The sequence below is a fragment of the Serratia sp. TSA_198.1 genome (assembly GCF_052686505.1).
In genome coordinates this window covers 1,473,544-1,499,230 of record NZ_JBQZFP010000001.1, presented here as the reverse complement: position 1 = coordinate 1,499,230, position 25,687 = coordinate 1,473,544, and the positions used below count along the sequence as shown (strand labels likewise).

Annotated in this window: 23 protein-coding genes; 10 read left to right on the top strand and 13 right to left on the bottom strand. The window is 55.0% G+C overall.

Annotated features, from left to right (window positions below; genetic code table 11):
* Positions 1-25: 25 nt before the first annotated feature.
* The 5 genes from ssuB to ssuE are packed head-to-tail and all read right to left on the bottom strand — an operon-like array spanning position 26 to position 4,345.
* Positions 26-802, bottom strand: a complete 777-nt coding sequence (ssuB, locus tag ACUTSW_RS07255; RefSeq protein ID WP_004942726.1) for an aliphatic sulfonates ABC transporter ATP-binding protein — start codon at positions 800-802, stop codon at positions 26-28.
* The gene (gene ssuC, locus ACUTSW_RS07250; protein ID WP_004942729.1) at positions 799-1,593 is read right to left on the bottom strand and encodes an aliphatic sulfonate ABC transporter permease SsuC; all 795 of its coding nucleotides are present in this window, start codon (positions 1,591-1,593) and stop codon (positions 799-801) included. The genes ssuB and ssuC overlap by 4 nt, the downstream gene beginning before the upstream one ends.
* An 11-nt stretch (positions 1,594-1,604) precedes the next feature.
* Entirely contained in the window at positions 1,605-2,753 is a 1,149-nt protein-coding gene (ssuD, locus tag ACUTSW_RS07245; protein WP_445584040.1) for an FMNH2-dependent alkanesulfonate monooxygenase, read from the bottom strand.
* 16 nt (positions 2,754-2,769) lie between these two features.
* Positions 2,770-3,735 carry a sulfonate ABC transporter substrate-binding protein gene (locus ACUTSW_RS07240; protein ID WP_445584454.1) on the bottom strand — a complete coding sequence of 322 codons (966 nt, stop codon included), beginning with the start codon at positions 3,733-3,735 and terminating at the stop codon, positions 2,770-2,772.
* Positions 3,736-3,766: 31 nt separating this feature from the next.
* Entirely contained in the window at positions 3,767-4,345 is a 579-nt protein-coding gene (ssuE, locus tag ACUTSW_RS07235; protein ID WP_445584039.1) for an NADPH-dependent FMN reductase, read from the bottom strand.
* 257 nt (positions 4,346-4,602) lie between these two features.
* On the opposite strand from ssuE, the gene pyrD reads away from it, so the two are divergent.
* Positions 4,603-5,613, top strand: coding sequence for a quinone-dependent dihydroorotate dehydrogenase (gene pyrD / locus ACUTSW_RS07230; RefSeq protein ID WP_199635131.1), 1,011 nt, complete (start codon positions 4,603-4,605; stop codon positions 5,611-5,613).
* Between the two features lie 174 nt (positions 5,614-5,787).
* Complete coding sequence (locus ACUTSW_RS07225) at positions 5,788-6,336, top strand: cell division protein ZapC (RefSeq protein WP_004942754.1); 549 nt, start codon at positions 5,788-5,790, stop codon at positions 6,334-6,336.
* A 6-nt stretch (positions 6,337-6,342) separates the two neighbouring features.
* Here the strand turns inward: ACUTSW_RS07225 and ACUTSW_RS07220 are convergent, their stop codons facing one another.
* The gene (locus ACUTSW_RS07220; protein ID WP_004942757.1) at positions 6,343-7,446 is read right to left on the bottom strand and encodes a YcbX family protein; all 1,104 of its coding nucleotides are present in this window, start codon (positions 7,444-7,446) and stop codon (positions 6,343-6,345) included.
* Positions 7,447-7,549: 103 nt separating this feature from the next.
* Between ACUTSW_RS07220 and rlmKL the strand changes: the two genes are divergently transcribed.
* From rlmKL to rmf, 6 genes are all read left to right on the top strand, one after another.
* On the top strand, positions 7,550-9,670 hold the full coding sequence (gene rlmKL / locus ACUTSW_RS07215) for a bifunctional 23S rRNA (guanine(2069)-N(7))-methyltransferase RlmK/23S rRNA (guanine(2445)-N(2))-methyltransferase RlmL (RefSeq protein ID WP_153034674.1): 2,121 nt from the start codon (positions 7,550-7,552) through the stop codon (positions 9,668-9,670).
* Positions 9,671-9,675: 5 nt separating this feature from the next.
* Entirely contained in the window at positions 9,676-11,583 is a 1,908-nt protein-coding gene (locus tag ACUTSW_RS07210) for an ABC transporter ATP-binding protein (RefSeq protein ID WP_445584038.1), read from the top strand.
* Positions 11,584-11,657: 74 nt separating this feature from the next.
* Positions 11,658-12,974 (top strand): membrane integrity-associated transporter subunit PqiA, encoded by a 1,317-nt coding sequence (pqiA, locus tag ACUTSW_RS07205; RefSeq protein ID WP_062870405.1) that lies wholly within the window; start codon positions 11,658-11,660, stop codon positions 12,972-12,974.
* A complete protein-coding gene (gene pqiB / locus ACUTSW_RS07200; RefSeq protein ID WP_445584037.1) occupies positions 12,961-14,607 on the top strand; it encodes an intermembrane transport protein PqiB in 1,647 nt (548 codons plus the stop codon). The genes pqiA and pqiB overlap by 14 nt, the downstream gene beginning before the upstream one ends.
* Positions 14,604-15,161, top strand: coding sequence for a membrane integrity-associated transporter subunit PqiC (gene pqiC / locus ACUTSW_RS07195; protein WP_445584036.1), 558 nt, complete (start codon positions 14,604-14,606; stop codon positions 15,159-15,161). Before pqiB ends, pqiC begins: the two co-directional genes overlap by 4 nt.
* 272 nt (positions 15,162-15,433) lie before the next feature.
* Complete coding sequence (gene rmf, locus ACUTSW_RS07190) at positions 15,434-15,604, top strand: ribosome modulation factor (RefSeq protein ID WP_013812328.1); 171 nt, start codon at positions 15,434-15,436, stop codon at positions 15,602-15,604.
* A 63-nt stretch (positions 15,605-15,667) separates the two neighbouring features.
* Here rmf and fabF read toward each other — a convergent pair whose 3' ends face one another.
* From fabF to ACUTSW_RS07170, 4 genes are all read right to left on the bottom strand, one after another.
* A complete protein-coding gene (fabF, locus tag ACUTSW_RS07185) occupies positions 15,668-16,942 on the bottom strand; it encodes a beta-ketoacyl-ACP synthase II (RefSeq protein ID WP_445584035.1) in 1,275 nt (424 codons plus the stop codon).
* Positions 16,939-17,466 carry a winged helix-turn-helix transcriptional regulator gene (locus tag ACUTSW_RS07180; RefSeq protein ID WP_062870409.1) on the bottom strand — a complete coding sequence of 176 codons (528 nt, stop codon included), beginning with the start codon at positions 17,464-17,466 and terminating at the stop codon, positions 16,939-16,941. Before ACUTSW_RS07180 ends, fabF begins: the two co-directional genes overlap by 4 nt.
* 130 nt (positions 17,467-17,596) lie before the next feature.
* Positions 17,597-18,115, bottom strand: a complete 519-nt coding sequence (fabA, locus tag ACUTSW_RS07175; protein WP_004942787.1) for a bifunctional 3-hydroxydecanoyl-ACP dehydratase/trans-2-decenoyl-ACP isomerase — start codon at positions 18,113-18,115, stop codon at positions 17,597-17,599.
* Positions 18,116-18,183: 68 nt separating this feature from the next.
* Positions 18,184-19,935 carry an AAA family ATPase gene (locus ACUTSW_RS07170; protein ID WP_445584034.1) on the bottom strand — a complete coding sequence of 584 codons (1,752 nt, stop codon included), beginning with the start codon at positions 19,933-19,935 and terminating at the stop codon, positions 18,184-18,186.
* A 209-nt stretch (positions 19,936-20,144) separates the two neighbouring features.
* Here ACUTSW_RS07170 and matP point away from each other — a divergent pair, with 209 nt between their 5' ends.
* A complete protein-coding gene (gene matP / locus ACUTSW_RS07165) occupies positions 20,145-20,603 on the top strand; it encodes a macrodomain Ter protein MatP (protein ID WP_004942789.1) in 459 nt (152 codons plus the stop codon).
* A gap of 102 nt (positions 20,604-20,705) precedes the next feature.
* Here matP and ompA read toward each other — a convergent pair whose 3' ends face one another.
* Both ompA and sulA read right to left on the bottom strand, forming a co-directional pair.
* Positions 20,706-21,782 carry a porin OmpA gene (gene ompA / locus ACUTSW_RS07160; protein ID WP_199635125.1) on the bottom strand — a complete coding sequence of 359 codons (1,077 nt, stop codon included), beginning with the start codon at positions 21,780-21,782 and terminating at the stop codon, positions 20,706-20,708.
* A 358-nt stretch (positions 21,783-22,140) separates the two neighbouring features.
* Entirely contained in the window at positions 22,141-22,647 is a 507-nt protein-coding gene (gene sulA / locus ACUTSW_RS07155) for an SOS-induced cell division inhibitor SulA (protein WP_445584033.1), read from the bottom strand.
* 233 nt (positions 22,648-22,880) lie between these two features.
* Between sulA and ACUTSW_RS07150 the strand changes: the two genes are divergently transcribed.
* Positions 22,881-23,540 (top strand): TfoX/Sxy family DNA transformation protein, encoded by a 660-nt coding sequence (locus ACUTSW_RS07150; protein WP_445584032.1) that lies wholly within the window; start codon positions 22,881-22,883, stop codon positions 23,538-23,540.
* Here ACUTSW_RS07150 and yccS read toward each other — a convergent pair whose 3' ends face one another.
* Complete coding sequence (gene yccS, locus ACUTSW_RS07145; protein WP_445584031.1) at positions 23,541-25,676, bottom strand: YccS family putative transporter; 2,136 nt, start codon at positions 25,674-25,676, stop codon at positions 23,541-23,543.
* Positions 25,677-25,687 lie beyond the last annotated feature (11 nt).

Genomic DNA, 25,687 nt, shown 5'->3' with positions numbered 1-25,687 from the left:
GCGCTGCGACATGCCGTCCCTGGTTTCAATTCGTTGCCCGGCGTGGGCTTTCAGCCACCGGCGGGGGCGGTGACAGCACTCTGTCCAGCACCTCGGCTTCCAGTTCCGCCAATCTGGCCGACCCTTTACGGCGCGGGCGTGGCAGATCAATCGTCAGATCCAGCCCGATACGGCCCTCTTCAATCAAGATCACCCGATCCGCCAGCGCAATGGCTTCGCTGACATCATGCGTCACCAACAGCACGGTGAAACCATGTTGCTGCCACAGGCCTTCAATCAGCCCCTGCATTTCAATCCTTGTCAACGCATCAAGCGCGCCCAAAGGTTCGTCCAGCAACAGCAGACGAGGACGGTGGATCAGTGCGCGCGCCAGCGCTACTCGCTGTTTTTGTCCGCCGGACAGCGCTGCCGGCCACTCATTGGCGCGATCGGCCAGCCCAACGGCTTCCAGCGCCTGCAACGCATCGGCACGCCAGTCGCCGCGCAGGCCAAGGCCAACGTTATCGATCACCTTTTTCCAGGGTAGCAGGCGCGCATCCTGGAACATCAGACGGGTATCCTCTTTGGCGCTGGCGAGGGGAGCATTTCCACTAAGCAGCTCGCCGCTGCTGGCTTTTTCCAACCCGGCCATCAAACGCAGCAGCGTGCTTTTGCCACAACCGCTGCGGCCGACCACGGCGACAAATTGCCCGGAGCTGATGCGCAACTGAATATTGTCCAGCACCGTACGGTTGCCATAGCGTTTGGCAATAGAGTCCAGGGTAACCGGGGTGCCTTGGGGAATACGGGCGGGAGTCGTCATAGCGCTTCTCCTGGTTTAAGTTGATAAGCCGGATGCCAGCGCAACCATACGCGTTCCAGCAACTGCGCGCTGACGTCCGCGAGCTTGCCGAGCAGGGCATACAGCACAATCGCCACCACCACCACGTCGGTCTGCAGAAATTCGCGGGCGTTCATCGCCAGATAACCAATCCCCGAGTTGGCGGAAATGGTTTCGGCCACGATCAGCGTCAGCCACATAAAGCCCAGAGCGAAACGCACGCCGACCATGATCGAGGGCAACGCGCCCGGCAATACCACCTGGGTAAATAACCGGAAACCGCTCAGGCCATAGCTGCGCGCCATTTCAAGCAGGCCGCTATCGATATTCTTGATGCCGTGATAGGTATTCAGATAGATAGGGAACAAGGTGCCCAGCGCGACCAGAAAAATCTTGGCGGATTCATCAATGCCGAACCACAAGATCACCAACGGGATCAGCGCCAGATGCGGCACGTTACGGATCATCTGCACCGAGCTGTCCAACAGGCGCTCGCCCCAACGCGACAAACCGGTGATAAATCCCAGAACCAGCCCGATGCTGCCGCCGATGCTAAAGCCGATCAGCGCGCGCCAACTGCTGATGGTCAGGTGTTGCCACAGCTCGCCGCTTTTGGTTAGCGTCCAGAAAGCGGTCACTACCGCGCTTGGCGCGGGCAGAATGCGGTTAGACAGCCAGCCGGCTTCAACCGAGATTTGCCAGATAACCACCAGCGTGACCGGTAATGCCCAGGGTGCCAGCCGGTGCAGGATGCGTTGTGTGCCGTTTGCCATACCGCTTCTCCTCAGCTTTGCGACGCTTTTTGCGGAATATAAATATTGGCGACCACTTCACCTTGCGGTTTAACCGGCCGACGCTGAGCAGGGGCTTCGTTTTCCACCAGATCGAGATGCGGGAACAGCAACTCGCCGACGCGATAGGCTTCTTCCAGATGCGGGTAACCGGACAAAATAAAGGTATCAATGCCCAGATCGGCATATTCCTGCATACGCGCCGCCACCGTCGGGCCATCGCCGACCAGCGCGGTGCCGGCACCACCGCGTACCAGGCCAACACCGGCCCACAGGTTAGGGCTGATCTCCAGATTGTCTTTCTTGCCGCCGTGGAGCGCCGCCATGCGCCGTTGCCCCACGGAATCAAAACGAGCGAAGGCTGCCTGTGCGTTGGCGATGGTCTCTTCATCCAGATTGGCAATCAGCCGGTCGGCTGCCCGCCAGGCTTCTTCTGTGGTTTCACGCACGATCACATGCAAACGAATGCCGAAACGCACTGTACGGCCTTTGGCTGCGGCTTTGGCGCGCACTTCGGCAATTTTTTCTCTTACCTGTGCCGGTGGCTCCCCCCAGGTGAGGTACATTTCAACCTGTTCGGCGGCCAGATCCTGAGCGGCGGCGGAAGAACCGCCAAAATACAGCGGCGGACGCGGCAGTTGCACCGGCGGATACAGCAGTTTGGCACCTTTCACCTGAATGTGTTTGCCGTCAAAATCGACGGTTTCCCCTTCCAGCACCTTGCGCCAAACGTGAGTGAACTCTGCCGAGGCCTCGTAGCGTTCTTCGTGATTCAGGTGCAGACCTTCTGCCGCCAGTTCTTCGGGATCACCGCCGGTGACCAGGTTAAACAGCGCCCGACCGTTGGAAAGGCGATCCAGCGTTGCGGCCTGGCGAGCGGCCAGCGTGGGCGAAATGATCCCGGGGCGCAGCGCCACCAGGAACTTCAACCGTTGGGTGACCGGGATCAGAGAAGCTGCGACCAGCCAGGAATCTTCACAAGAGCGGCCGGTGGGGATCAGCACGCCGCCAAAGCCCAACCGGTCAGCGGCCTGAGCGATCTGCTGCAAATAGCCGTAATCGACGCTGCGGGCACCTTCAGTACTGCCAAGATAATGGCCGTCGCCGTGCGTAGGTAAAAACCAGAATACATTTAGGCTCATAGCTTGTTCTCCAAAATTATTGCGCACTCGGCTGCCAGATGCGTTGAGAGATATCGACCTTCACCGGCACCAAATGGTTGGCATAAAACAGATCGGCGGTTTGCTGTTGGGCGGCAATGGTGTGCGCATCCAAAGGTTTAATGGCGGTCGGCGGGCGATGATCCAGATAAGTGGCGATCACCTTTTCCGGCAGGCCCATGGCGTTTGCCAACAGCGTGACGCTTTGCGCGCGATCGCTGCGGGTCAGTGCGTCGGCCTGGGTCAGCACCTCAAGAACCTGGCTGATAAAGGGTCCGTGCGCTTGTGCATAGGGGCGAACCGCCAAATAAAACGAACCGGTTTGATTCAGACCACTGCCGTCGCCCAGCACCCGTACGCCGCCTTGCAGCAATGCCGCGGAATAGTACGGATCCCAAATCGCCCAGGCATCAACGTTGCCTTGCTGGAAGGCGGCGCGGGCATCGGCCGGGGTCAGGTAAATGGGCTGGATATCGGTAAATTGCAGCCCGGCTTTCTGCAGCGAGCGCAACAGCAGGTTGTGGGAACTGGAACCTTTCTGGAAGGCCACCTTATGGCCTTTCAGCTCAGCGACGGTTTTGATCGGGCTGTTTTCCGGCACGAGGATCACTTCCGCCTTGGGTTTTGGCGGCTCTACGCCGACATAAAGCAGATCGGCGCCGGCGGCCTGGGCGAAGATTGGCGGGATATCGCCGGTGCTGCCCAAATCGATACTGCCGACGTTCAGCGCCTCGAGCATTTGCGGGCCGGCGGGGAATTCTATCCAGCTGATTTTGGTCGAGGGAAAACGCTGTTCCAATAGCCGATGGGTTTTTGCCAATACCAGGCTGACCGATCCTTTTTGGTAACCGATGCGGAACTGCGCCGGATCCTGCGCGCTGGCGACATTGCTCCACGCAAGGGAGAGAATGCCGGCCAATGTGCCTGCGCCAAGCCAGCGGCGGAGTGAATAAAGTCGCTTCATCATGATGTCCTTTTCCTTATTCTCTTCTCAGTCAGGCGGTCTGACGGGCAAACAGGGAAGGGGAGAGCTTTACCGTGGGCGGCTTGCGGCGGCCGAGCGCCAGATAAAAGCTTTCCAGCGCTTCTTCCAGGCGGGTTGCCACGTCGTCAGACAGGTTGATTTCTTCGCCGTTCAGCACCACCTGGCTATCATCGGCAAACACGCCGTGCAGCACTTCCTGCGCTTTCAACGCCGCCAGTACCGGCTTCAGGGCGTAGTCCACCGCAAGCATGTGGCCAATCGAGCCGCCGGTGGCCAGCGGCAACACAACCTTATGGTCCAGGGCACGTTCCGGCAGCAGATCCAGCAGGGTTTTCAACGCGCCGGAGAACGAGGCTTTATAGACCGGCGTCGACACCAGCAAACCATCCGCCTGGGCCAACTGCTCGGCAAAAGCTTTGATCGCCGGGCTGTTAAAATTGGCGTAGAGCAAATCCTCGGCATCGAAATCGTGCAGCGTGTAGGCAATCACTTCCACGCCTTGTTGCTGCAACCAGTTTTGACTCAGGGTAAGCAGCGCGGCTGAGCGCGAGGGGATGCGGGGGCTGCCGGCCAGTGATATAACGCGCATTGCCACTCCTTATAACTAAAAGTTAGGTTTAATCAGGAAATGTTTGTGATCTGTTTTAAACCTATCAGTTAGGAGCGGGTTGCTTAAATCTCATTTTTTGATTTTGATATGCGTAAATGCGGATTGGCGGCGATCTGGGGCCGTTAAAGGAAAACGATTGCGTAAAAAACGCTTTTTTTGCTTTTAATCAATTCCAATTGATCAGGGGATGCCGGATAATCGGCCCCCGGTTTGCAACCGGGAAATCAGGAGAGTACATGTACTACCCCATCATCAGGAAAGCGTTGTTCCAGCTCGATCCCGAGCGTGCGCATGAATTGACCTTTCATCAGCTTCGCCGTATCACCGGCACCCCGTTAGAATTTCTCATTCGTCAGTCTGTGCCGGCCAAGCCGGTTAGCTGCATGGGACTCTCTTTTAAAAACCCATTGGGGTTGGCCGCCGGTCTGGATAAAGACGGTGAGTGCATCGATGCATTCGGCGCTATGGGGTTTGGCTTTGTCGAAGTTGGCACCGTGACGCCGCGCCCGCAGCCGGGCAATGATAAACCGCGCCTGTTCCGCATTGTGGAAGCCGAAGGTCTGATCAACCGCATGGGCTTTAATAACCAGGGTGTGGATAATCTGGTTGAAAACGTTAAAAAATCCCATTTTGGCGGCATTCTGGGGATTAACATCGGCAAGAATAAAGATACCCCGGTTGAACAAGGAAAAGACGATTATCTGATCTGCATGGATAAAGTTTATCCGTATGCCGGCTATATCGCGATTAACATTTCGTCACCAAATACACCGGGGTTACGATCCCTACAGTATGGTGAAGCGTTGGACGATCTTTTAGCCGCCATTAAAAATAAGCAGCAGGAATTGCATGCGCGACATCACAAATATGTGCCGGTCGCGGTAAAGATCGCGCCGGATCTTTCTGAAGAAGAATTGATCCAAATAGCCGACAGCCTGGTGCGCCATAATATCGATGGCGTGATCGCCACCAATACTACGTTGGATCGCAAGTTGATCCAGGGGCTGAATTACTGCGAGCAAACGGGGGGCCTTAGCGGTCGTCCGCTGCAGGCGAGCAGCACTGAAGTGATCCGCCGCCTGTCAATTGAGCTGCAGGGGCGTTTGCCGATTATCGGCGTTGGCGGAATTGACTCTCTGACCGCAGCGCGCGAAAAAATGGCAGCCGGTGCTTCGCTGGTGCAAATTTATTCCGGCTTTATCTTCCACGGCCCGCGCCTGATTAAAGATATCGTTAACTACATCTAATATTTTTTCTTTGATTTTCAGCCGGGGGTTTATTTCTTCTCCCGGCTCGTCTATATTTTGTCCACTAGCATAAATATCGTTCGCGGAATTATCCGATGTTTGAGCTACTTTATCGGTGATAAAATCGCCTTTTGGGTAAATAGAGTGTGGCATGGGCAGCGAGAAGGATAAGAGATGAAGATAAAACCTGACGATAATTGGCGTTGGTATTTTGATGCCGAACACGATCGGCTAATGCTGGATTTAGCCAATGGGATGATCTTCCGCTCACGCTTCCCGGCCAAAATGTTAACGCCGGATGCCTTCGATGAATGCGCCTTTTGCGTTGATGACGCTGCGCTTTATTTTAATTATGAAGAGCAGTGCAAACAGATAAAGCTCAGCCATGAACAACGCGCCGAACTGGTATTAAACGCTCTGGTGGCCTATCGCTTCCTGAAACCCTTGATGCCGAAAAGCTGGCATTTCGCCCAGCAACACTACCCGCTGCAGCCGAAGAACGGCGAACTGGCGGCGGTGAAGGTGATGGACAGCGGCTCTGAGGCTCGTTTATTGGTCGTGGAAGCCGGCGATAACGCCAGCCTGTGTCTGCTGGCGCAAAATCAGCTGTCGCTGGCCGGGCGTACCATGGTGCTGGGTGATGCGATCAAAGTGATGCACGATCGCCTTAAACCCTGTGCGCAGGATGAAGCTTCCGCCCCGGCCTACGACAGGGCGGTGTAAGGCGGATCACGCCAGCGTCAAATCGCTTTTCGGAATACAGCTGCAGGAAAGAATGGTGCCGTTGCCCGCTACCGCACTTTTCTTCAGCGGTGCCACTTCGCCACTGACCAACTCAATACGGCAACTGCCGCAAATCCCCGCACGGCAAGAATAAGGCACGCGGATCCCTTGCTGTTCCAACTGCTCCAGCAAGATCTGCTGATTATTGCCGGTAAACACCTTCCCTGCGTATTCGATGGTGACGCTCTGCGCACTGTCTTGCGGCGCCTGCACGCTTTCGACCACTTTACCTGCGCCATAAGGGCGTGGCGGCTTGGTAGATAACACTTCCACCGCATCGCCAACGCGGATAATACCGCTGTTGCGTGCCACCATATTCTGGCCAAAATCGATATCGCCGTTATCGGCGGTACGGAATTTTTGCAGGGTGCTCAGTGGCTCACCGCTAGGGTGTTTGCGCCCGCGCTCGGTGCTGACGGTGGTGAGCACGCAGCGGCTGCACGGTTTTACCAGATCGAACATCACGTCACCGACGCGGATCACCTGCCAGCCGTCTTCGGCCCAGGCGCTGGCACCGGTCACCACCAAATTGGGGCGGAATTGTTCGAGTTTGATGCTGCCAGGACAGCGCTGCTGCAAATCATTGAACGAGGCTTCGTTAATCAGCAGATAAGGATAACCGTCGGCGAAAGATAAAGGGATTTCCGGGTGTTTTTTGACTCTTCGGGTCAATTCAGGGCCTAGCCAGCGTAGCTGTACCTCACGCTGAAAATAACCGCTCAGCCAACTGTTGATCGCCGGTGGTGCGATCAAGGCGGTGAAGTGATTGCCCCACACTTCGGTTGGCTGCGCTTCGGCAGCAAAATCTGCGAAGCGGATAGCTGCGCTTTCCCCGTCCGGTGCGGTCAGAAACAGGCCGTCCGCCAGCAGTGCAGGCGTAAACAATACCATCTGCGGATATTGGCGTGCGGTAATAAAAGTGCCATCCGGCTCGGTGATCATAAAGGTGCGATCGAATGCCAGACCGCTGCTGGAAACTTGTGCGTGAGAAAGTTGCAAACCCCGAAGCGATTTAACCGGATGAACGTAAAGTCTGGAAAGCGTAATCACCCTTATCTCCGTACGATTATTAAATAGAAGGGAGCAACTTTATGACAAGCGGTCTGGATTAGCTATAATGCGCAACAATTTTCTTTTTGGTGATAAGTACGATATGAACTCTCTGTTTGCCAGCACGGCGCGTGGACTGGAAGAACTGTTAAAAAGCGAACTGGAAGCGCTGGGCGCTCACGCCTGCAAAGTGGTGCAGGGTGGGGTACATTTTCAGGGTGACGATCGTCTTCTGTACCAAAGCCTGCTGTGGAGCCGCCTGGCCTCACGTATTTTGTTGCCGCTTAATGAATTCCGCGTACACAGCGATCTGGACCTGTATCTTGGCGTGCAGGCGATCGACTGGACGAACATTTTTGGCGTGGATAAAACCTTCGCCGTGCACTTCAGCGGCGTTAACGAAGAGATCCGTAACAGCCAATATGGCGCGCTGAAGGTCAAGGACGCCATTGTCGACAGCTTCACCCGCAAGATCGACCAACGCCCGACGGTGGCAAAGCAACAGCCGGACATTCGCGTTAACGTGTTCCTGCAGCGCGATATGGCCAGCGTAGCGCTCGATCTGAGCGGCGAAGGCCTGCATCAGCGCGGCTACCGTGATCTGACCGGCCAGGCGCCGCTGAAGGAAAGCCTGGCGGCCGCGATTGTGCAGCGTTCAGGCTGGCAACCGGGCACGCCGATGCTTGACCCGATGTGCGGTTCAGGCACCTTGCTGATTGAAGCGGCGATGATTGCCTCCGATCGTGCGCCGGGCTTGCACCGTCAGCACTGGGGCTTTACCGCCTGGAACGGCCACAATGTCGATTTGTGGCGTGAAGTGATCACCGAAGCGCAGGTGCGCGCGCGCCGTGGTCTGCAGGAAACCACTTCGCGTTTCTTCGGTTCGGATATCGATCGCCGGGTGATTGAGATGGCGCGCGGCAATGCCCGCCGCGCCGGCGTTGCCGAACTGATTACTTTTAACGTCGCCGACGTCAGCAAACTGACCAACCCGTTGCCGGAAGGCCCGACGGGCACCGTGGTCAGCAACCCGCCTTACGGAGAGCGTCTGGAAAGCGAACCGGCGTTGATCGCGTTGCATAATATGCTGGGCCGCATCATGAAGAGCGCCTTCGGCGGCTGGCAACTGTCGCTGTTCAGCGCGTCGCCGGAGCTGCTGAGCTGCCTGCAACTGCGCGCCGAACGCCAATTCAAGGCTAAAAACGGTCCGCTGGATTGCGTACAGAAAAACTACCAATTGGCGGAGAACCCGCAGGGCGCCGGCGGCATGCTGGCGGCGGAAGACTTTGCCAACCGTCTGCGCAAGAACCTGAAAAAACTCGACAAGTGGGCCAAGCAACAGGGCATTGAATGTTATCGCCTGTACGACGCCGATCTGCCGGAATACAACGTCGCGGTTGACCGCTACGGCAGCAAAGTCGTGGTGCAGGAGTATGCGCCACCGAAAACCGTCGATGCGCAGAAGGCGCGTCAACGTCTGTTCGACGTGATCAATGCCACGTTGTCGGTGCTGGACCTGCCGTCAAACCAACTGATCCTGAAAACCCGTGAGCGTCAGAAGGGCAAAAACCAGTACGAAAAGCTGGCTCAGAAAGGTGAGTTCTTGCTGGTGGAAGAGTTCAATGCCAAGCTGTGGGTTAACCTGACTGACTACCTCGATACCGGTTTGTTCCTCGATCACCGCATCGCGCGCCGCATGTTGGGCGAGATGAGCAAAGGCAAAGACTTCCTCAACCTGTTCGCTTATACCGGCACAGCCAGCGTTCACGCCGGATTGGGTGGCGCGCGGAGCACCACTACCGTGGATATGTCGCGTACCTACCTGGAATGGGCGGAGAAGAACCTGCGCGTCAATGGCCTGACCGGTAAACAGCATCGATTGATCCATGCGGACTGCCTGTCATGGCTGCATAATGCCGACGAACAGTTCGACGTGATCTTTATCGATCCGCCGACGTTCTCCAACTCCAAGCGAATGGAGAACACCTTTGACGTCCAGCGCGATCACCTGGTGTTGATGCAAGATTTAAAACGGTTGCTGCGTCGTAACGGAACCATCATGTTCTCGAACAATAAACGCGGTTTCCAGATGGATATGGCCGGCCTGAGCGAACTGGGTCTGGAGGCGAAAGAGATCACCGCCCAGACGCAGTCGCAGGACTTTGCCCGTAACCGTCAAATTCATAACTGCTGGCTGCTCACCCATGCCGGCGAAGGAAAATAATTACTATGTCGTTAATCAGCATGTCCGGCGCCTGGCTGTCCTTCAGCGATGCGCCGCTTTTAGACAACACCGAAATTCATATTGAAGACAACGAACGCGTTTGTCTGGTTGGGCGCAACGGCGCTGGTAAATCCACGCTGTTGAAGATCCTCGGCAAAGAAATTCCGCTGGACGATGGCCGGGTGATTTACGAGCAGGATCTGATTGTGGCGCGTCTGCAGCAGGATCCTCCGCGCAATATCGGCGGTACGGTATTCGATTTTGTCGCCGAAGGCGTAGCCGAGCAGGCGGAACATCTGAAAGCCTATCACGCGATTTCGCATTTGGTGGAAACCGATCCCAGCGAAAAAAACCTGACGCGCATGGCGCAGATTATGGAGATCCTCGATCACCAGGGGTTGTGGCAACTCGACAGCCGCATCAGCGAAGTGCTGTTGCAACTGGGGCTGGACGGCGACGCAGAGTTGTCCTCGCTCTCCGGCGGTTGGCTGCGCAAGGCCGCTCTGGGCCGTGCGCTGGTCAGCTCACCGCGCGTGTTGCTGCTCGACGAACCGACCAACCACCTGGATATCTCAACCATCGACTGGCTGGAAGGTTTCCTGAAAGAGTTCCAGGGCAGCATCGTGTTCATTTCCCATGACCGTTCCTTTATCCGCAACATGGCGACGCGCATTGTCGATCTCGATCGCGGCAAACTGGTGTCCTGGCCGGGCAACTACGATCTGTACCTGCTGAGCAAAGAAGAGGCGCTGCGGGTGGAAGAGCTGCAAAATGCTGAATTCGACCGCAAGCTGGCTCAGGAAGAAGTCTGGATCCGCCAGGGCATCAAGGCCCGCCGTACTCGTAACGAAGGCCGTGTCCGTGCCCTGAAAGCGCTGCGTAACGAGCGTTCGGAACGTCGTGAAGTGATGGGCACCGCCAAGATGCAGGTGGAAGAAGCGGTACGCTCCGGCAAGATCGTGTTCGAGATGGAAGACGTTAACTATCAGGTTGGCGACAAAGTGCTGGTGCGTAATTTCTCCGCCCAGGTGCAGCGTGGCGACAAGATTGCGTTGGTTGGCCCTAACGGTTGCGGTAAAACCACGTTGCTGAAACTGATGCTCGGTCAACTGAAAGCCGACAGCGGCCGTGTACACTGCGGCACCAAGCTGGAAGTGGCTTACTTTGACCAGCATCGCGCCGATCTGGATCCGGAACGCACGGTGATGGACAACTTGGCGGAAGGCAAGCAGGAAGTGATGGTCAACGGCCGGTCCCGCCACGTGTTGGGCTATCTGCAGGACTTCCTGTTCCACCCAAAACGCGCGATGACGCCGGTGAAGGCGCTGTCGGGCGGCGAACGTAACCGCCTGTTGCTGGCCAAGCTGTTCCTGAAACCGAGCAACTTGCTGATCCTCGATGAACCAACCAACGATCTCGACGTCGAAACGCTGGAGTTGCTGGAAGAGTTGATCGATGGCTATCAAGGCACCGTGCTGCTGGTGAGCCACGATCGTCAGTTCGTCGATAACTCGGTGACCGAGTGTTGGATCTTCGAAGGCAAGGGCGCTATCAGCACCTTCGTCGGCGGTTACTACGACGCTCATCATCAACGTGCTACGGCGAAACCGATCCGTCAGGTTGTCGCGGCCGATCAGAACAAACCGTCGGCGGAAAAAAAGGCTGAACAACCGAAGAAATCAGCGGTTAAACTGAGCTATAACCTGTTGCGCGAGCTGGAACAGTTGCCACAGCGGCTGGAACAGCTGGAAACGGAAATCGAAGCGCTGCAGGCGCAAATGAGCGACGCGGATTTCTTCACGCGTCCACACAGTGAAACACAGCAGGTGTTGACGGCGCTGGCTGCCGCTGAAGGGGCGCTGGAAGAAGCGTTCGCCCGTTGGGAAGAGCTGGAAGCGATGAAAAACGGCTAACCGTTGAGAATACCGTCCGCGCGCTGCTGCGGGCGGTATTGCCGTACCGGTGAGCAACGTTATTAAGGAGGAATATGGTGTGTTCCCACGACAATCACGAGCAGCACAGCCACGCAAAGCCTGCTGAACAGCAACGGGACAACCTGATGCTGTGCCCGCAGTGTGACATGTTGGTGGCGTTGCCGCCGCTGGCATATGGCACAAAAGCGGTGTGCCCGCGCTGTAAAACGACCCTCAGCTCCCGCTGGGAGGAACCGCGCAAGCGGCCCATCGGTTATGCCGTCAGCGCTCTGTTTATGCTGCTGCTGGCGAATATTTTCCCTTTTATCAATATGCGCGTTGCCGGCCTGGGTAACGAAATCAAACTGATCCAGATCCCGCAGGTGATGGTGGCTGAAGATTACGCCAGCATGGCCACGCTGTTTATGGTATTCGTTCAGTTGATTCCGGCGTTTTGCATGGTGGCTATTATTCTGTTGTGCGCCAAGGTGCGAATGCCTCTTGGCCTGAAAGAGTGGATGGCCAAGATGCTGTTCCAGTTTAAAACCTGGTGCATGGTGGAAATTTTTCTCGCCGGGGTTCTGGTCAGTTTCGTCAAGCTGATGGCCTACGGGGATATTGGCGTCGGCAGCAGCTTTGGGGCTTATTGCCTGTTTTGCTTACTGCAGGTACGTGCTTTCCAGTGCGTGGATCGCCGTTGGCTGTGGAACGACATAGAGCCGATGCCGCGCATCGATCGCCCGGTGGCGGTGGGGCGGACCGGATTACGCCAGGGGTTGCGCTCCTGCCAGTGTTGTACGGCGATCCTGCCGGCGGAGCTGGCTCATTGCCCGCGCTGTCATACCAATGGTTATGTGCGTCGCCGTCACAGTCTGCAATGGACGCTGGCGCTGCTGTTTACGTCGATCATGCTGTATATTCCGGCGAATCTAATGCCTATTATGGTTACCGAGGCATTGGGCAACAAAATCACTTCTACCATTATGGCTGGGGTGATCCTGCTGTGGGGGGAAGGTTCTTATCCCGTGGCGATGGTTATCTTCATCGCCAGTATTATGGTGCCTTCGCTGAAGATGTTGGCGATTGGTTGGCTGTGCTGGGATGCCAACAGCAAACGGCAAGACAGGGCCGACAGCGAAAGAATGCACCTGATTTATGAAGTGGTTGAGTTTGTCGGCCGCTGGTCAATGATCGACGTGTTTGTTATTGCCGTGCTTTCGGCATTGGTACGGATGGGACAATTGATGAGTATTTATCCTGCTACTGGCGCGTTGCTGTTCGCCCTGGTGGTGATCCTCACCATGTTTGCAGCCATGACGTTTGATCCCCGGCTGACCTGGGATCGCGTAAACGAGACAATAAAAAAGGAGCCGCAAGGTGACGGAAAATAATCATAGCGTCGCGGACGTTGAAAAGATCAAGCGCTGGTCGCCGGTGTGGATTGTTCCCATCGTCACCGCGCTGATCGGCGCATGGATCCTGTTTTACCACTTTAGCCATCAGGGGCCGGTAGTAACCTTGGTTACCACCACTGCCGAAGGATTGGAGGCGGGCAAAACCAAAATCAAGAGCCGTAGCGTCGACGTCGGCGTGGTCGAGACCGTGACGCTGAGTGACGACCTGAGCAAGGTGATGGTGCAGGCGCGCCTTAACGCCGGCATGGATAAGCTGTTGCGTCAGGATAGTGCCTTTTGGGTGGTGAAGCCGCAGATAGGCCGAGAAGGCGTTTCCGGTCTGGGTACGCTATTGTCCGGCGCCTATATCGAACTGCAGCCGGGCAACAAAGGCAAAGACGGCAAGGATAACTACCAACTGCTCGACGCGCCGCCGCTGGCGTCTCCGGACGCCAAAGGGTTACGCATCGTGCTCGACAGCGAGAAATCGGGTCAGTTGAATGCCGGCGACCCGGTGTTGTTCCGCGGTTATCGCGTCGGCTCGGTGGAAACCAGCTATTTCGACCCTAAAGAGCGCGCCATGCGCTATCAGCTGTTTATCTCCGCACCTTACGATCAACTGGTGACCACCAACGTGCGCTTCTGGAAAGACAGCGGCGTGGCGTTCGACATGTCGGCACAAGGTATGCGCGTGGAAATGGGCTCGTTGGCAACGTTATTCAGCGGCGGTGTAAGTTTCGACGTACCAGAAGGCTGGGATCGTGGTGAACAGGTTAAAGAAAAGGCGGAGTATGCGTTGTTCGATAATCAGCGCAGTATTCAGGATTCGCTGTATACCGTACACAAAGATTACCTGATGTTCTTCTCCGATTCGATTCGCGGTTTACAGCCGGGCGCCCCGGTAGAATTCCGTGGCATCCGTTTGGGTACCGTGGCGCAAGTGCCATTCTATAAAGAGGGCATGATGCAGCGGCTGGATAACGATTACCGCATTCCGGTGCTGATCCGCATCGAGCCGGATCGTTTCCAGAAACAGTTGGGCGGTAATTTCGATATTGAAGGCCACCTGAAAGATGCGGAATCACGCGGTATGCGCGCTTCTCTGAAGTCCGCCAACCTGCTGACCGGCTCGCTGTATATCGATCTGGACTTCTATCCGCAGGAGAAAGCCTGGAAAGGGCCACGTGAGCTGTTCGGTTATCCGTTGATGCCGACTACCAGCGGCGGTCTGGCGCAGATCCAACAGAAACTGATGCAGACGCTGGATAAGATCAACTCGTTGCCATTGAATCCGATGATCAACGAAGCGACCAAAACCCTGGCGGAAAGCCAGAAAACCATGCAGTCGACTCAGAAAACCATGCAGTCGCTGAACGACATCATCGCCAGCAAAGAGATGAAGGCGCTGCCGCAGGATATGCAAAAAACGCTGCAGGAACTGAATCGCAGTGTGAAAGGTTTCCAGCCAGGTTCTCCGGCCTACAACAAAATGGTCGGTGATATGCAACGTCTTGATCAGGTGCTGCGTGAACTGCAACCCGTTCTGCGTACCCTGAACGAAAAGAGCAACGCGCTGGTATTTGAAGCCGCGGGCAGTAACGATCCTCAGCCGAAGAAGGCCAATAAATGATGAAATGGATTCCGGTAGCCCTGGCGCTGTTACTCAGCGCCTGTAGCAGCACACCACAAAAAACCTACTACCAACTGCCGGCGCTGGGTGCGCCTGCGCAGGTCAGTACCGGCGCTGCGACGCGTCAGCTGTGGTTGGAACACGTCAGCGTAGCGGATTACCTGGCGCAGAACGGTGTGGTTTACCAGACCAATGACGTGCAGTACGTGATAGCTCAGAACAACCTGTGGGCCAGCCCGCTCGATCAGCAACTGCAGCAGACGCTGGTTACCAACCTGAGCAGTGCGCTGCCAGGGTGGGTGGTGTCTTCTCAGCCGATGAGCAGCGAGCAGGATGTGCTTAATGTCACTGTCAGCGGCTTCCACGGCCGCTTTGACGGCAAAGCGATTATCCGTGGCGAGTGGGTGCTGAATCATCAGGGCAATCTGACCAAACGGCCGTTTAGCCTGGAATTGAAACAGGGCGAGGACGGCTACGACGCACTGGTGCGTACGTTGGCGCAGGGGTGGCAGCAGGAAGCCCAGGCTATCGCATCCCAGGCGGGACGTTTTTAGTCATAATTTGTACTAAAACGGTCTAATCCCTTCCGGCGAGAGATATTAAAACTTTTCTCCGGGAGGGATTTTTATTTCATTTCAATGAATTATCCTGTTATCCAGCATATCAGCCACTTAGCCAATTCTGCGGGCGTAGCTCACAAATATGACATTGGCGTGAATTTTGCGCATTGATCTTCCCTTCATTTAGCGCTATTGCTTATACGTGGTTGCACAAAAAGCAGCCATTGTTTTCTTTCCAACTGACCAAAAAGTGAGGGAAACGAGGCATGAAGAGACAGAAACGCGATCGTCTGGAAAGGGCGCATTCGAAAGGTTATCAGGCAGGTATTTTAGGACATCCGAAAGATCTTTGTCCTTATAAAACAACTGTGGACAGCCGGTCTCAATGGCTGGGAGGTTGGCGAGAAGCCATGGAAGACAGGGCTGTGACCGCTTAAGCGGCTCCCTGTCATAAAAAGGAACAACCTCCGCTCAAGGCGGAGGTTTTTGTTTAAGTCGTATTAGCCCTGCCAACGTTTCAGCAAGATACTCGCATTTACCCCACCAAAACCAAAACCGTTCGACAGCGCATAGTTGATGGCCATAGGCTGCGCTTTTTTCGCCACCAGATGTAGCCCCTCGGCTGCCGGATCCGGATTATCCAGATTCAGCGTGGCCGGTGCGATCTGATCGCGTAGTGCCAGCGCAGTAAAGATGGTTTCCAGCCCGCCCGCGGCACCCAGTAAATGGCCGGTCGCGGATTTGGTAGAGGTCACCGCCACGCCGCCGTCGGTACCGAACAGGTGTTTAATCGCGTTGATTTCCCCCAGATCGCCCACTGGCGTAGACGTGGCGTGGGCGTTCAGATGCTGGACCTGTTCGGGTGAGACATCTGCCTGTTTCAAGGCAATTTTCATTGCACGGTAGGCGCCATCGCCATCTTCTGCGCCTGAGGTCATGTGGTAGGCGTCCGCACTGGTGCCGTAACCGACAATCTCCGCCAGCGGTGTTGCTCCGCGGGCCAGCGCATGTTCCAGCGTCTCAATGACCAGCATACCGGCGCCTTCGCCCATGACAAAGCCGTCACGAGCGCTGTCGAAAGGCCGCGACGCTTTTTCTGCCGCTTCTGGCGGTGTAGTGGACATGGCGCGCGCGGCCGCGAAGCCCCCTAGGCTGACGGTGTCGATAGCGGCCTCTGTACCGCCACACAACGCGATGTCAGCCTCATCGTTACGAATCATACGTACTGCGTCGCCGATGGCCTGTACGCCCGCTGCACAAGCGGTAACGGGGGCGCCAATCGGGCCCTTGAACTGGTGTTTAATCGAGACGTGGCCGGCGGCCAGGTTAACCAGGAAGGAGGGAATGGTAAATGGCGACAGGCGTTTGGCACCGCGGCTGTCGGTGGTGCGCACCGCGTGGGCAATCGCCGGGAAGCCGCCGATGCCAGAGGCAATCACGGTTGCGGTGCGTTCTTGTTTCTCTTCCGTATCCGCAACCCAGCCCGCTTGGCGGATCGCTTCATCGGCCGCTGCCATGGCGAACAGAATAAAGCGGTCCATTTTTTTCTGATCTTTTGGCGCCACGGAAAGGTCGGGATCAAAGCCCGCTTCGGCATCCTGTTCCAGCGTAGGAACCTGACCACCGATTTTTACCTGCAGGTCGGCCACGATCGCTTCCGGAAGCGGACGAATACCTGACTGGCCATTTAGCAGGCGCTGCCAGATAGCCTCTACGCCGCATCCCAGTGGTGAAACGGCGCCCATGCCGGTAATGACTATACGACGACTGTTCATAGTGACTCCTTGGATAATTCGGGGGGTAATGCAGAATGATTTTGTTGCATCAGGGCTGCGCGCCGACGTATACCGTCGGTTGCCGCCGGTCCTGGCGCTAAAGTGATGTTATGCAATGCGATCGGTTGCCGGGTGACGCTGTCGACCAGTTGCACGCATATCGGTTGCCCGGTACGGCGATCGACCAGTTCGGCGGTAATGCCTTCATCGGCCAGGTGGGTGTTGCCCCAGTGAAACAGAGCTGCCAGCACCGGGAAAAAATCCTGGCCGCGTTCGGTGAGCAAATATTCATGGCGCACCGGCCGGGTCTGATAACGTTGTTTATGAAAAATGCCGCTTTCCACCAGATATTTTAGGCGGCGAGTCAGTATGGTGGGTGAAAGACCGAGGCTTTGCTGGAATTCATCAAACTTCGACAACCCATGAAACGCATCGCGAAGTATCAGGATGCTCCACCATTCGCCGACGCGATCCAGCGAGCGTGCTACCGGGCATGGCATGTTATCAAAACGGGTTCTTTGCATGGCACACCTCTTAAGTTACTACAATAATTGTAGTAACTTGTTGGCCGTTATGAACGCGAGCTTTACAGATCACGACAAGATAACGGCGGGAAAAACAAACGGCGGCCGGGAAGGGCCGCCGTCACTGCGATTAGAACGCAGCAGTGTCCTTGAACAGGCCCACTTTCAGATCGCTGGCGGTATAAATGACCTGACCATCGACCAGCACTTCACCATCAGCCACACCCATAATCAGTTTACGGGTGATGACACGTTTGAAGTTAATGCGGTAGGTGACTTTCTTCGCGGTTGGCAGTACCTGGCCGGTGAATTTCACTTCACCCACGCCTAACGCACGGCCTTTACCTTCGCCACCCAACCAGCCGAGATAGAAACCTACCAACTGCCACATTGCGTCCAGACCCAGGCAGCCTGGCATCACGGGATCGCCGATAAAGTGGCAACCAAAGAACCATAGGTCCGGATTGATATCCAGTTCCGCTTCCACATAACCTTTGTTGTGGGAGCCACCGTCTTCGGTCATCTTGACCACGCGGTCCATCATCAACATGTTACCTGCCGGCAACGGCGGGCCACCGGCGCCAAACAGCTCGCCACGGCCGGATGCTTCGAGGTCTTCTTTCGTATAGGAGTCGCGTTTTTCTACCATGTTCTCAGTAAGCCTTATTTTATTGAAGGACGCAGATTAGCTAACACGTGTACGCTGAACAAGTCCGATCAGCCGTGGTTGAACCAGTTAAGCCAACGAAACGGCCATGGCCAGCGCCGACGTTCCTGCGGATTCACCTGCGCAATTCGTTCCTGAATAGCAGCTAACAGATTCGGTTGCTGTTCATCAGAGTAGGGGTAACCGGTGAGTAATGGCAAGGCTTCTGCGGCGCTGTCGACGGCCCACAGATGGAATTGCCCTTCGCGCACCGCATCGACCACATCCTGGCGCAGACACAGGTGACGCACGTTAGTTGCCGGCAGAATGATGCCTTGTTTGCCCGTCAAACCGCGACGCTGGCAAACTTCAAAAAAGCCTTCGATCTTCTCGTTGACGCCGCCAATCGGCTGCACATTGCCGAATTGATCGACTGAGCCGGTTACCGCAATCTGCTGGGTGATCGGTTGAAGCGACAACGCACTGATCAATGCACACAGCTCGGCCAGCGAGGCGCTATCGCCATCTACTTCACCGTAGGATTGCTCAAACACGATTGAAGCGGAGAAGGGCAGCGGCTGATCCAGTTCCAGCTCGGAAATCAGAAACGCCTGCATAATCATCATGCCTTTGGCATGCAGGTTACCGCCAAGCTCGGCCTTACGCTCAACGTCGGTAAATTCGCCGTCGCCAAGATGCACAACGCAGCTGATGCGGGACGGTTCGCCGAAGCTGCGCGGATGCCCAGGGTATTCCAGCACGGAGAGCCCGTTGATCTGGCCGACAACTTCGCCTTCGGTCTCAATCAGAATTTGACCCAGCTCGATCTCATCTTGCATCCGTTCGGCGAGGTAGCTTTCGCGCCACTCGCGCGCATTCAAAGCAGCTTCAAAGGCTTTGGCTGTAATACTTTCTTCTTCGGCATACAGTGCCGCTTCAGAAAGCTGCTGGCCGATCCAGAGCGGTGAAAGCGGCAGGTTGCCCTGATCGCCACTGTAGCGCACAGCTTGTATCATCAATGGGGGCCAGGCATCCGCCGCCAGCGATGGCAGTTGTTGTTCATCGATAACGGTATTGACGTAGCTGCACCATTGCACCATATCCTCGGCTTCGGTGAGCTGCAGGTCATCTTCGTATTCGCCGTAGACGGCCTGCTCGCTAAGTTCCGGCTCGATATCATGGAAATCGGCAAGACCGTGACGATCGCCAACCACGATCAGACGCAGCTCAAGCGGCATCGGTGGAATAGTGACCGGAAGTGGGCGCGTTTCATCAGGAGAAACCCAATGGAACTGGCGTTGGGTGATCATTTGCTTCAATCGCAGCCATAGCAGCGGCTGGGCCAGCAGAGAACGTGCCGACAGGATCAGTACGCCGCCGTTGGCCTGATGCACCAAGCCCGGCTGCAGCGAGATCTCATCATTATGAATTCTGACACAGCCAAACAGTTGCTCCGGCTCCACCCATTCCTGAAACACGCAGGCGCCACCGGCGGCAAAGAGCTCATCGCCCTGACGGGCAGGCTCTACGTTTATCTTGCTGCCCTGGATCACATAGTGGCTGCCTTTGAACGCAGTGTTCTGTGGCTGCAATGGCTCAACCGCACGGGCAATCAATGCCAGATATTCGCGGGTTTCCTGCGCTTTCAGCAACATGAAACGCGGTGGCGACTGTGGGTGGCAAAATAGTGTCAGTGCATTTTCCAGCCGAGGCTGAATAGAGGCAAAGGACACAGGCGCCAATTGAGCAGCGGTATCAAATATCGCTTGATAAGGTGTAACGTCCGGCAACAGAGATTGCCATTCAAGTCGGTTATTGGTCAAAGTGTTAGATGCAATCGTCAAAAAGGGAAAGGGCGATTATACAAGAATAACGCCAGCTTGATACATACAGAGTCACAGTTGGTATCAGGGAGTTTGACATCGCGCGATGACTGTGCAAAAAACAGTCTAAAAGAGGGCGTAATTGCCGGGGAAATTCGGCGCAAAGCTGTTATGCTTAATAAAGTTACGCGGTCACTGAAGAGTTCAAGATGAAATATCAGCAACTGGAAAACCTGGAGAGTGGTTGGAAATGGAAATACCTGGTGAAAAAGCACCGGGAAGGTGAATCTATTACCCGCCACATTGAAAACAGCGTAGCTCAGGAAGCCATTGACGAGCTGCTTAAGCTGGAAAACGAGCCGGTAAAAGTGCTGACGTGGATTAGCAGGCATATGAATCCGGAACTCGATAACCGGATGAAGCAAACTATCCGCGCAAGGCGTAAACGTCATTTTAACGCAGAACATCAACATACGCGTAAAAAATCTATCGATCTGGAGTTTCTGGTTTGGCAGCGCCTGGCCGCGCTTGCCCGTCGCCGTGGGGTGACGCTGTCAGAGACAGTAGTGCAACTGATCGAAGATGCCGAACGTAAAGAGAAGTATGCCAGTCAGATGTCGTTACTGAAACAGGATTTGAAAGCGATCCTCGGTAAAGACGAAGAGTAACCGACCAGTCTGGTAAGAAAATAGGCCGTTATTGCAACACTCACTGGCTAATAGATGAAAAAAAACCCCGCATTGCGGGGTTTTTTACTAAGAAGTGGTAACTTAGCCCTGTGGCTGAGTCACAACGTCTTTGATGCCTTTAACTTCGATCTCTACGCGACGATCTGGTGCCAGGCAAGCGATCTGCGCTTTAGTAGCACGGCCAGCTTTGTAGCCACAGGTGTTGCCAGTGACGGAATCAGCTTCGCCCATACCACGTGCGGAGATTTTGTCTGAAGGGATACCTTTAGAGACCAGGTAATCAACAACGCTTTGTGCGCGTTTTTCAGACAGTTTCTGGTTGTACTGGTCAGAACCCACTGCGTCGGTGTAACCCAGAACTACAACAGAACCGTCTTTAGGATCCATGGAGCTCAGCTGAGTGTACAGCTGGTCCAGAGCCTGTTGGCCTTCTGGTTTCAGAGTTGCTTTGTTGAAGTTGAACAGCACGTCAGACTTCAGAGTGAAACGCTTGGTTTCAACAACTGGAGCCGGAGCTGGTGCTGGTGCTGGAGCAACAACATCATCCTGACCGAAACGGTAAGAAACACCCAGGCTCAGCATGGTGTTGTCTGGACGTGCGCCGACAGTACCTGCATCACCGATGTTGCTAACGAACTGGTAGTCCAGGCGAGTAGCCCAGTTTTTGGTCAGTGCGTATTCAACACCCACTGCAGCCAGCGGAGAAACGCCGGTGTCGTGGTCGCTCAGACGAGTGCCATTGCCGTAGTTAGCTTTGGAGTCTGCACGCCATACCATACCACCCAGACGAGTGTAGATATCCAGATCGTCAGCAATTGGGTAGCTCAGTTTAGCTGCCAGTTGAACGCCCTGTGCTTTGAAAGCACCGTTGTTCACGCTGCCTTTGTAAGGCATACGGCCAAGCCAGTCATAGCCCAGCTCGAAGCCCAGGTATTGGTTCGCCTGGTAACCCAGGAACGCGCCAGCACCCAGTTGATCTTTATGGGTCGGACCATTGCCGATACCATTCTGGTAACCGTTGCCGTAGAAACCAGTGTCATGGTACTGGGACCAGCCCAGTTTAGCACCGGTGTACCAGGTATTATCTTTTGGGGCGGCTTGCGCTACGGTAGCGAAACCAGCCAGTGCCACTGCTAATGCGATAGCTGTCTTTTTCATTTTGCGCCTCGTTATCATCCAAATAGGCAATGAGCTTTAAAGCTGTTTTAAGCCCTTGGTTAAATTCCTTCGCCAAGGTTTGAGCCCTCGTTTGTTACTCGGCCAGTTTTTCTGGCGTTATAGAGCAACCTTGGCGATGTAAAGTCTACAACGTGGCGCGAAAGTTACAAGTGTGATGTGATAAAGCTCTAAAAAAAAACGCAGAATCGTACATATTTACTAACACTAACCGGTAAAAAATGGGACAGTTTAGCCTGCATTTTTTTGTGCGGAACCGCAGTGGCACTCGCTTTGCACCTGATCCATCAAAGGTTCCCACCCAAAGAGATAAAAATGATGGGAAAAATCCTAAATTTACTTAATGATACAAAGAAGACTGAATTTTTAGCATGGAACACTGTCCGTGAGTCGGGTTTGTGTCACGTTGTGGACGCATAATGAACCCATAAGCGTGACCCAATTCTGCTGCATGCCGTAATTTTAGACGATCTTCTTCCGTAAGATCGGGCAACCACCCGAGAACCACACTGTAGTTACCTGTCAGAAGTGCCTTTTCCATCGCTTCAACGGTGGCAAGCGGAGTGATTTGGCTCAGTTGCACGACCTTATTGATAGGCAAACCAGACTGCTGTAACCACAATCTACTGAGTTTTTGTTGTGGGGTTAGCCATAACAGCCAGCGTGACTGTCTGCCTAACTGTTGCAGCAGGGGGAGCAATAGTTGCGCCACCGCGGGTTGATGCTCGTTGTAAACAAGTTCACTGATAAGGCCATTTTCTTTACCGGCATCCGAGTTTTCCGCAGCATTGTTCACCGCAAAAGAGGTCTGGCTGAAATGGGGTTTGTAGAGTGATTGAGTACGCATAAAGTATCCCGCCCGTAGTGTCACTGTATATTTATACAGTACATCTGGACATGAATAAGATCAACTCAAATTTTCGTAGTGCCTCGCATAATTGCGATTATTTTTTAGACGTCCTGTTTTTATGATTGGCAGGGCTGCGGATAGTGCGTATTTTTCTAATTACTTGTTCACGTTACTTTTATTTCATTGATGTGAGAAATAATACAATTAGAACCTACACAAGGAGAAGCTTCATGAAAGGGACATCTACAGGAAGGGTCAAACAGGCCAAAGCGTGTTTCTACGCATTAGGGAGCATTACTACGCGCTCACAGTTTGGCGGTTATGGGCTGCTGGCTGATGGCGTTATGTTTGGGGTGATAGCGGAGGACGAGCTGTATCTTCGAGCGACGGATAGCCTGGAGCCTGCCTTCCGCGCCCGTGGAATGGTCAATATGGTTTACTCCAAACGGGGCGTACCAATAACCCTGCGTTATTACTGGGTCGATGAGTCTCTGTGGCAGGCGCAGGATGAGCTTGTTGGATTGGCGCGGCAGGCCATCCGGGAGGCCCGCCTGGAACTTCAGGTCAAAATGGACACGCATGGCCGGCTTAGGACGTTACCGAACATCGATATCAACATGGAGCGTTTACTGTGGCGGGCAGGTATTCGCAATGTCTATGACTTGCGCTTGAATGGCGCCAAACGGAGCTATCTACGGTTGTTGCAGCAGCAACGCAATTTAGGATTGCGAGTGCTGCTTTCCTTAGGCGGGGCGATTGCCGGTTATCACCATGCCGCCTTGCCACTGGCCCTGCGCAGTGAGCTAACCGAGTGGTTCGAACATACCATGGTCCTGCTTAGTCATGGGCACACGCCTGGAATCAAGGGCTTGATGAAAGATCTCGCGTGATCATGCCGATTTAGCTATCTGCTCTTTTAACGTCATGAGCTCCGGCAGCAGATCAATGACCAGCCCTATCTGCTGTAATACCAGTTGCTCTTTGCTTTCTGGTTCTGGAGCCGCGAGTTGGATGCGCTCGGCAAGGCTTTCTAACGCTTGAGCGATGCGTCGGCCGTCTTGTTCTTCCTGATGCAAGGCGCCATCGACATAGCATACGGCATCATTCAGCAACTCCAGCGTTGCGGGATTGCTCATGTGTTCGCGGTGTGCGCCCAATGCGGAGATATAACTCAACAAGGTGTGGTTCAGGCACAGCAGGCGAAAAGCGGCATCCTGAACCACCTTATCGGCCTTTGGATCGGCCGACATATTTGAAATCACCGAGGCTAACTCTGCGTCGCTGTTGTGCGCATCCCTGCGGGCGATACGGTACGGCAAACCGTTATCCTTACCCTGATGGTATTGCACCAAAATCGCATCCAGATACCGGCAGTTGGCATTCAACGTTTTGCTCACCACGGCCGCCAATTGGCGAAAATGCCAATCTGGCCAGATAAAACTCACGGCTGCCCAGGCGATGGCGCATCCCAAAAGGGTGTCGTAAACGCGTGGCGCAGCCACTTCAAAGCCCTCACCCAGCAGGTTAAAGCACAGCAGTACGAGCAGGGTGATAAACATGGTTGCGTGCGCGTACTGCACGGTACGAAAAGCAAAAAACAGGACGCCGGCAATGACGATTAACACCATCTGGCCTTCCTGCGAGGGGACAAAATAGAGGATCGGCAGGCCGATAAGAATACCGGCAAGCGTACCTATGATACGCAGCGCCAGCCTGCGGCGCGTGGCATTGTAATTGGGCTGGCAAACAAACAGGCTGGTCAGCAGGATCCAGTAACCGTGCTGCATGCCGGTGAACTGAATAAAAGCATAGCCGATGCACAGCACCACCGACATGCGAATAGCGTGGCGGAATAAGGCTGACTGCGGCGTCAGATGGCGGCTAATGCGCAGGCGGATGTCGCTCCAGCCGGTGAGCCGGTCATCTGACAGACTGTTCTCTTCCGCCTGGCCATCGGCCAGCGCCTGCTCGGATTCGATATTCGCCAACTGCGCATCAATCGCGCGCAAATTTTTTAACAGGTGCGATAGCGCTTTGGTCAGCTCACGATTTTCCTGGGTGACGGCCACGCGGGCCAGAGCTTCATCAATGCGGCTGAAAGCCGGCTCAAAACGCAGGTTGTGCTGGTATTTTTGCCGCAGCAGGATCGACTGAGCCAACTGCTGGCAGGCGCGCGCTTGCATGCTGAGCAAGCGCTGGAAACGAAACAGGATATCGCTATGACGGAATTGTCGGCTTAGGGCCTGATATTGAACATGAGCGGAACTGGCACGCTCATGAATATCCTGCGCTACAAAATAATAATGCAGGGTACGACGGGTACCGCGCTGGCCGCGGTCGCCTTTAAGCCGCGTCAGCAATGAGACTTTGGTCTGATTGAGAGTCGTCACCAGCGCGCTGTTGGCCATTGCCACATCCATCCACGGCAGGTCCGTAGCATGTTCGGCATCGGGGTCAAACAGGTTGGCCTTGGCATCCAGATAATTTGCCAACCGATCATAGCAGCGCGCCAAATTTTCCTGTAAAGGACGAATAGGAAAAATCAGATGACCAATCAGCGTCAGGAGGTTGTACCACAGGGCACCAATGATCAGCAGTATCGGTTGCTGATACCAGGCGTCATACATTGAGGTGCCAAGCATGGTGTAAACCGCGATCAGCAAGGCGCCAAATGCAATGGTGGCGTAGCGTTGCCCCAATGCCCCCAGTAAGATAAAGCCGCAGGTCGAGGTAGTCAGACCGAGGGCGAATAACCAAGGGTAAGGAAACAGCAGCTCAATGGAGGCGGAGGCTATAAAAAAACACACTAGCGTGATCAGCAGGTTACGCAGCCTGCCGCTCAGGCGATCATCCAAATCCGTCAACGCCGCCGCTACCACTCCCAGAGTCAGGGGAATAGTGAGTTTGGGAATGGCCAGCCACCAAGGGACGGCGGCTGCGCCGGCCAGCGCAATAAAAATACGCAGGTTATAAAGCAAATTGCTGTTGTAGGCATAACGGCGTATTGCGGGTGCAAAAGAGAGCACGAAAAACTCCT

What these genes read in the sequence shown, in the direction of transcription:
- ssuB (WP_004942726.1), bottom strand. Translation starts at nt 802, where the DNA reads ATGACGACTCCCGCCCGTATTCCCCAAGGCACCCCGGTTACCCTGGAC.
- ssuC (WP_004942729.1), bottom strand. Translation starts at nt 1,593, where the DNA reads ATGGCAAACGGCACACAACGCATCCTGCACCGGCTGGCACCCTGGGCA.
- ssuD (WP_445584040.1), bottom strand. Translation starts at nt 2,753, where the DNA reads ATGAGCCTAAATGTATTCTGGTTTTTACCTACGCACGGCGACGGCCAT.
- ACUTSW_RS07240 (WP_445584454.1), bottom strand. Translation starts at nt 3,735, where the DNA reads ATGAAGCGACTTTATTCACTCCGCCGCTGGCTTGGCGCAGGCACATTG.
- ssuE (WP_445584039.1), bottom strand. Translation starts at nt 4,345, where the DNA reads ATGCGCGTTATATCACTGGCCGGCAGCCCCCGCATCCCCTCGCGCTCA.
- pyrD (WP_199635131.1), top strand. Translation starts at nt 4,603, where the DNA reads ATGTACTACCCCATCATCAGGAAAGCGTTGTTCCAGCTCGATCCCGAG.
- ACUTSW_RS07225 (WP_004942754.1), top strand. Translation starts at nt 5,788, where the DNA reads ATGAAGATAAAACCTGACGATAATTGGCGTTGGTATTTTGATGCCGAA.
- rlmKL (WP_153034674.1), top strand. Translation starts at nt 7,550, where the DNA reads ATGAACTCTCTGTTTGCCAGCACGGCGCGTGGACTGGAAGAACTGTTA.
- ACUTSW_RS07210 (WP_445584038.1), top strand. Translation starts at nt 9,676, where the DNA reads ATGTCGTTAATCAGCATGTCCGGCGCCTGGCTGTCCTTCAGCGATGCG.
- pqiA (WP_062870405.1), top strand. Translation starts at nt 11,658, where the DNA reads ATGGTGTGTTCCCACGACAATCACGAGCAGCACAGCCACGCAAAGCCT.
- pqiC (WP_445584036.1), top strand. Translation starts at nt 14,604, where the DNA reads ATGATGAAATGGATTCCGGTAGCCCTGGCGCTGTTACTCAGCGCCTGT.
- rmf (WP_013812328.1), top strand. Translation starts at nt 15,434, where the DNA reads ATGAAGAGACAGAAACGCGATCGTCTGGAAAGGGCGCATTCGAAAGGT.
- fabF (WP_445584035.1), bottom strand. Translation starts at nt 16,942, where the DNA reads ATGAACAGTCGTCGTATAGTCATTACCGGCATGGGCGCCGTTTCACCA.
- ACUTSW_RS07180 (WP_062870409.1), bottom strand. Translation starts at nt 17,466, where the DNA reads ATGCAAAGAACCCGTTTTGATAACATGCCATGCCCGGTAGCACGCTCG.
- fabA (WP_004942787.1), bottom strand. Translation starts at nt 18,115, where the DNA reads ATGGTAGAAAAACGCGACTCCTATACGAAAGAAGACCTCGAAGCATCC.
- matP (WP_004942789.1), top strand. Translation starts at nt 20,145, where the DNA reads ATGAAATATCAGCAACTGGAAAACCTGGAGAGTGGTTGGAAATGGAAA.
- ompA (WP_199635125.1), bottom strand. Translation starts at nt 21,782, where the DNA reads ATGAAAAAGACAGCTATCGCATTAGCAGTGGCACTGGCTGGTTTCGCT.
- sulA (WP_445584033.1), bottom strand. Translation starts at nt 22,647, where the DNA reads ATGCGTACTCAATCACTCTACAAACCCCATTTCAGCCAGACCTCTTTT.
- ACUTSW_RS07150 (WP_445584032.1), top strand. Translation starts at nt 22,881, where the DNA reads ATGAAAGGGACATCTACAGGAAGGGTCAAACAGGCCAAAGCGTGTTTC.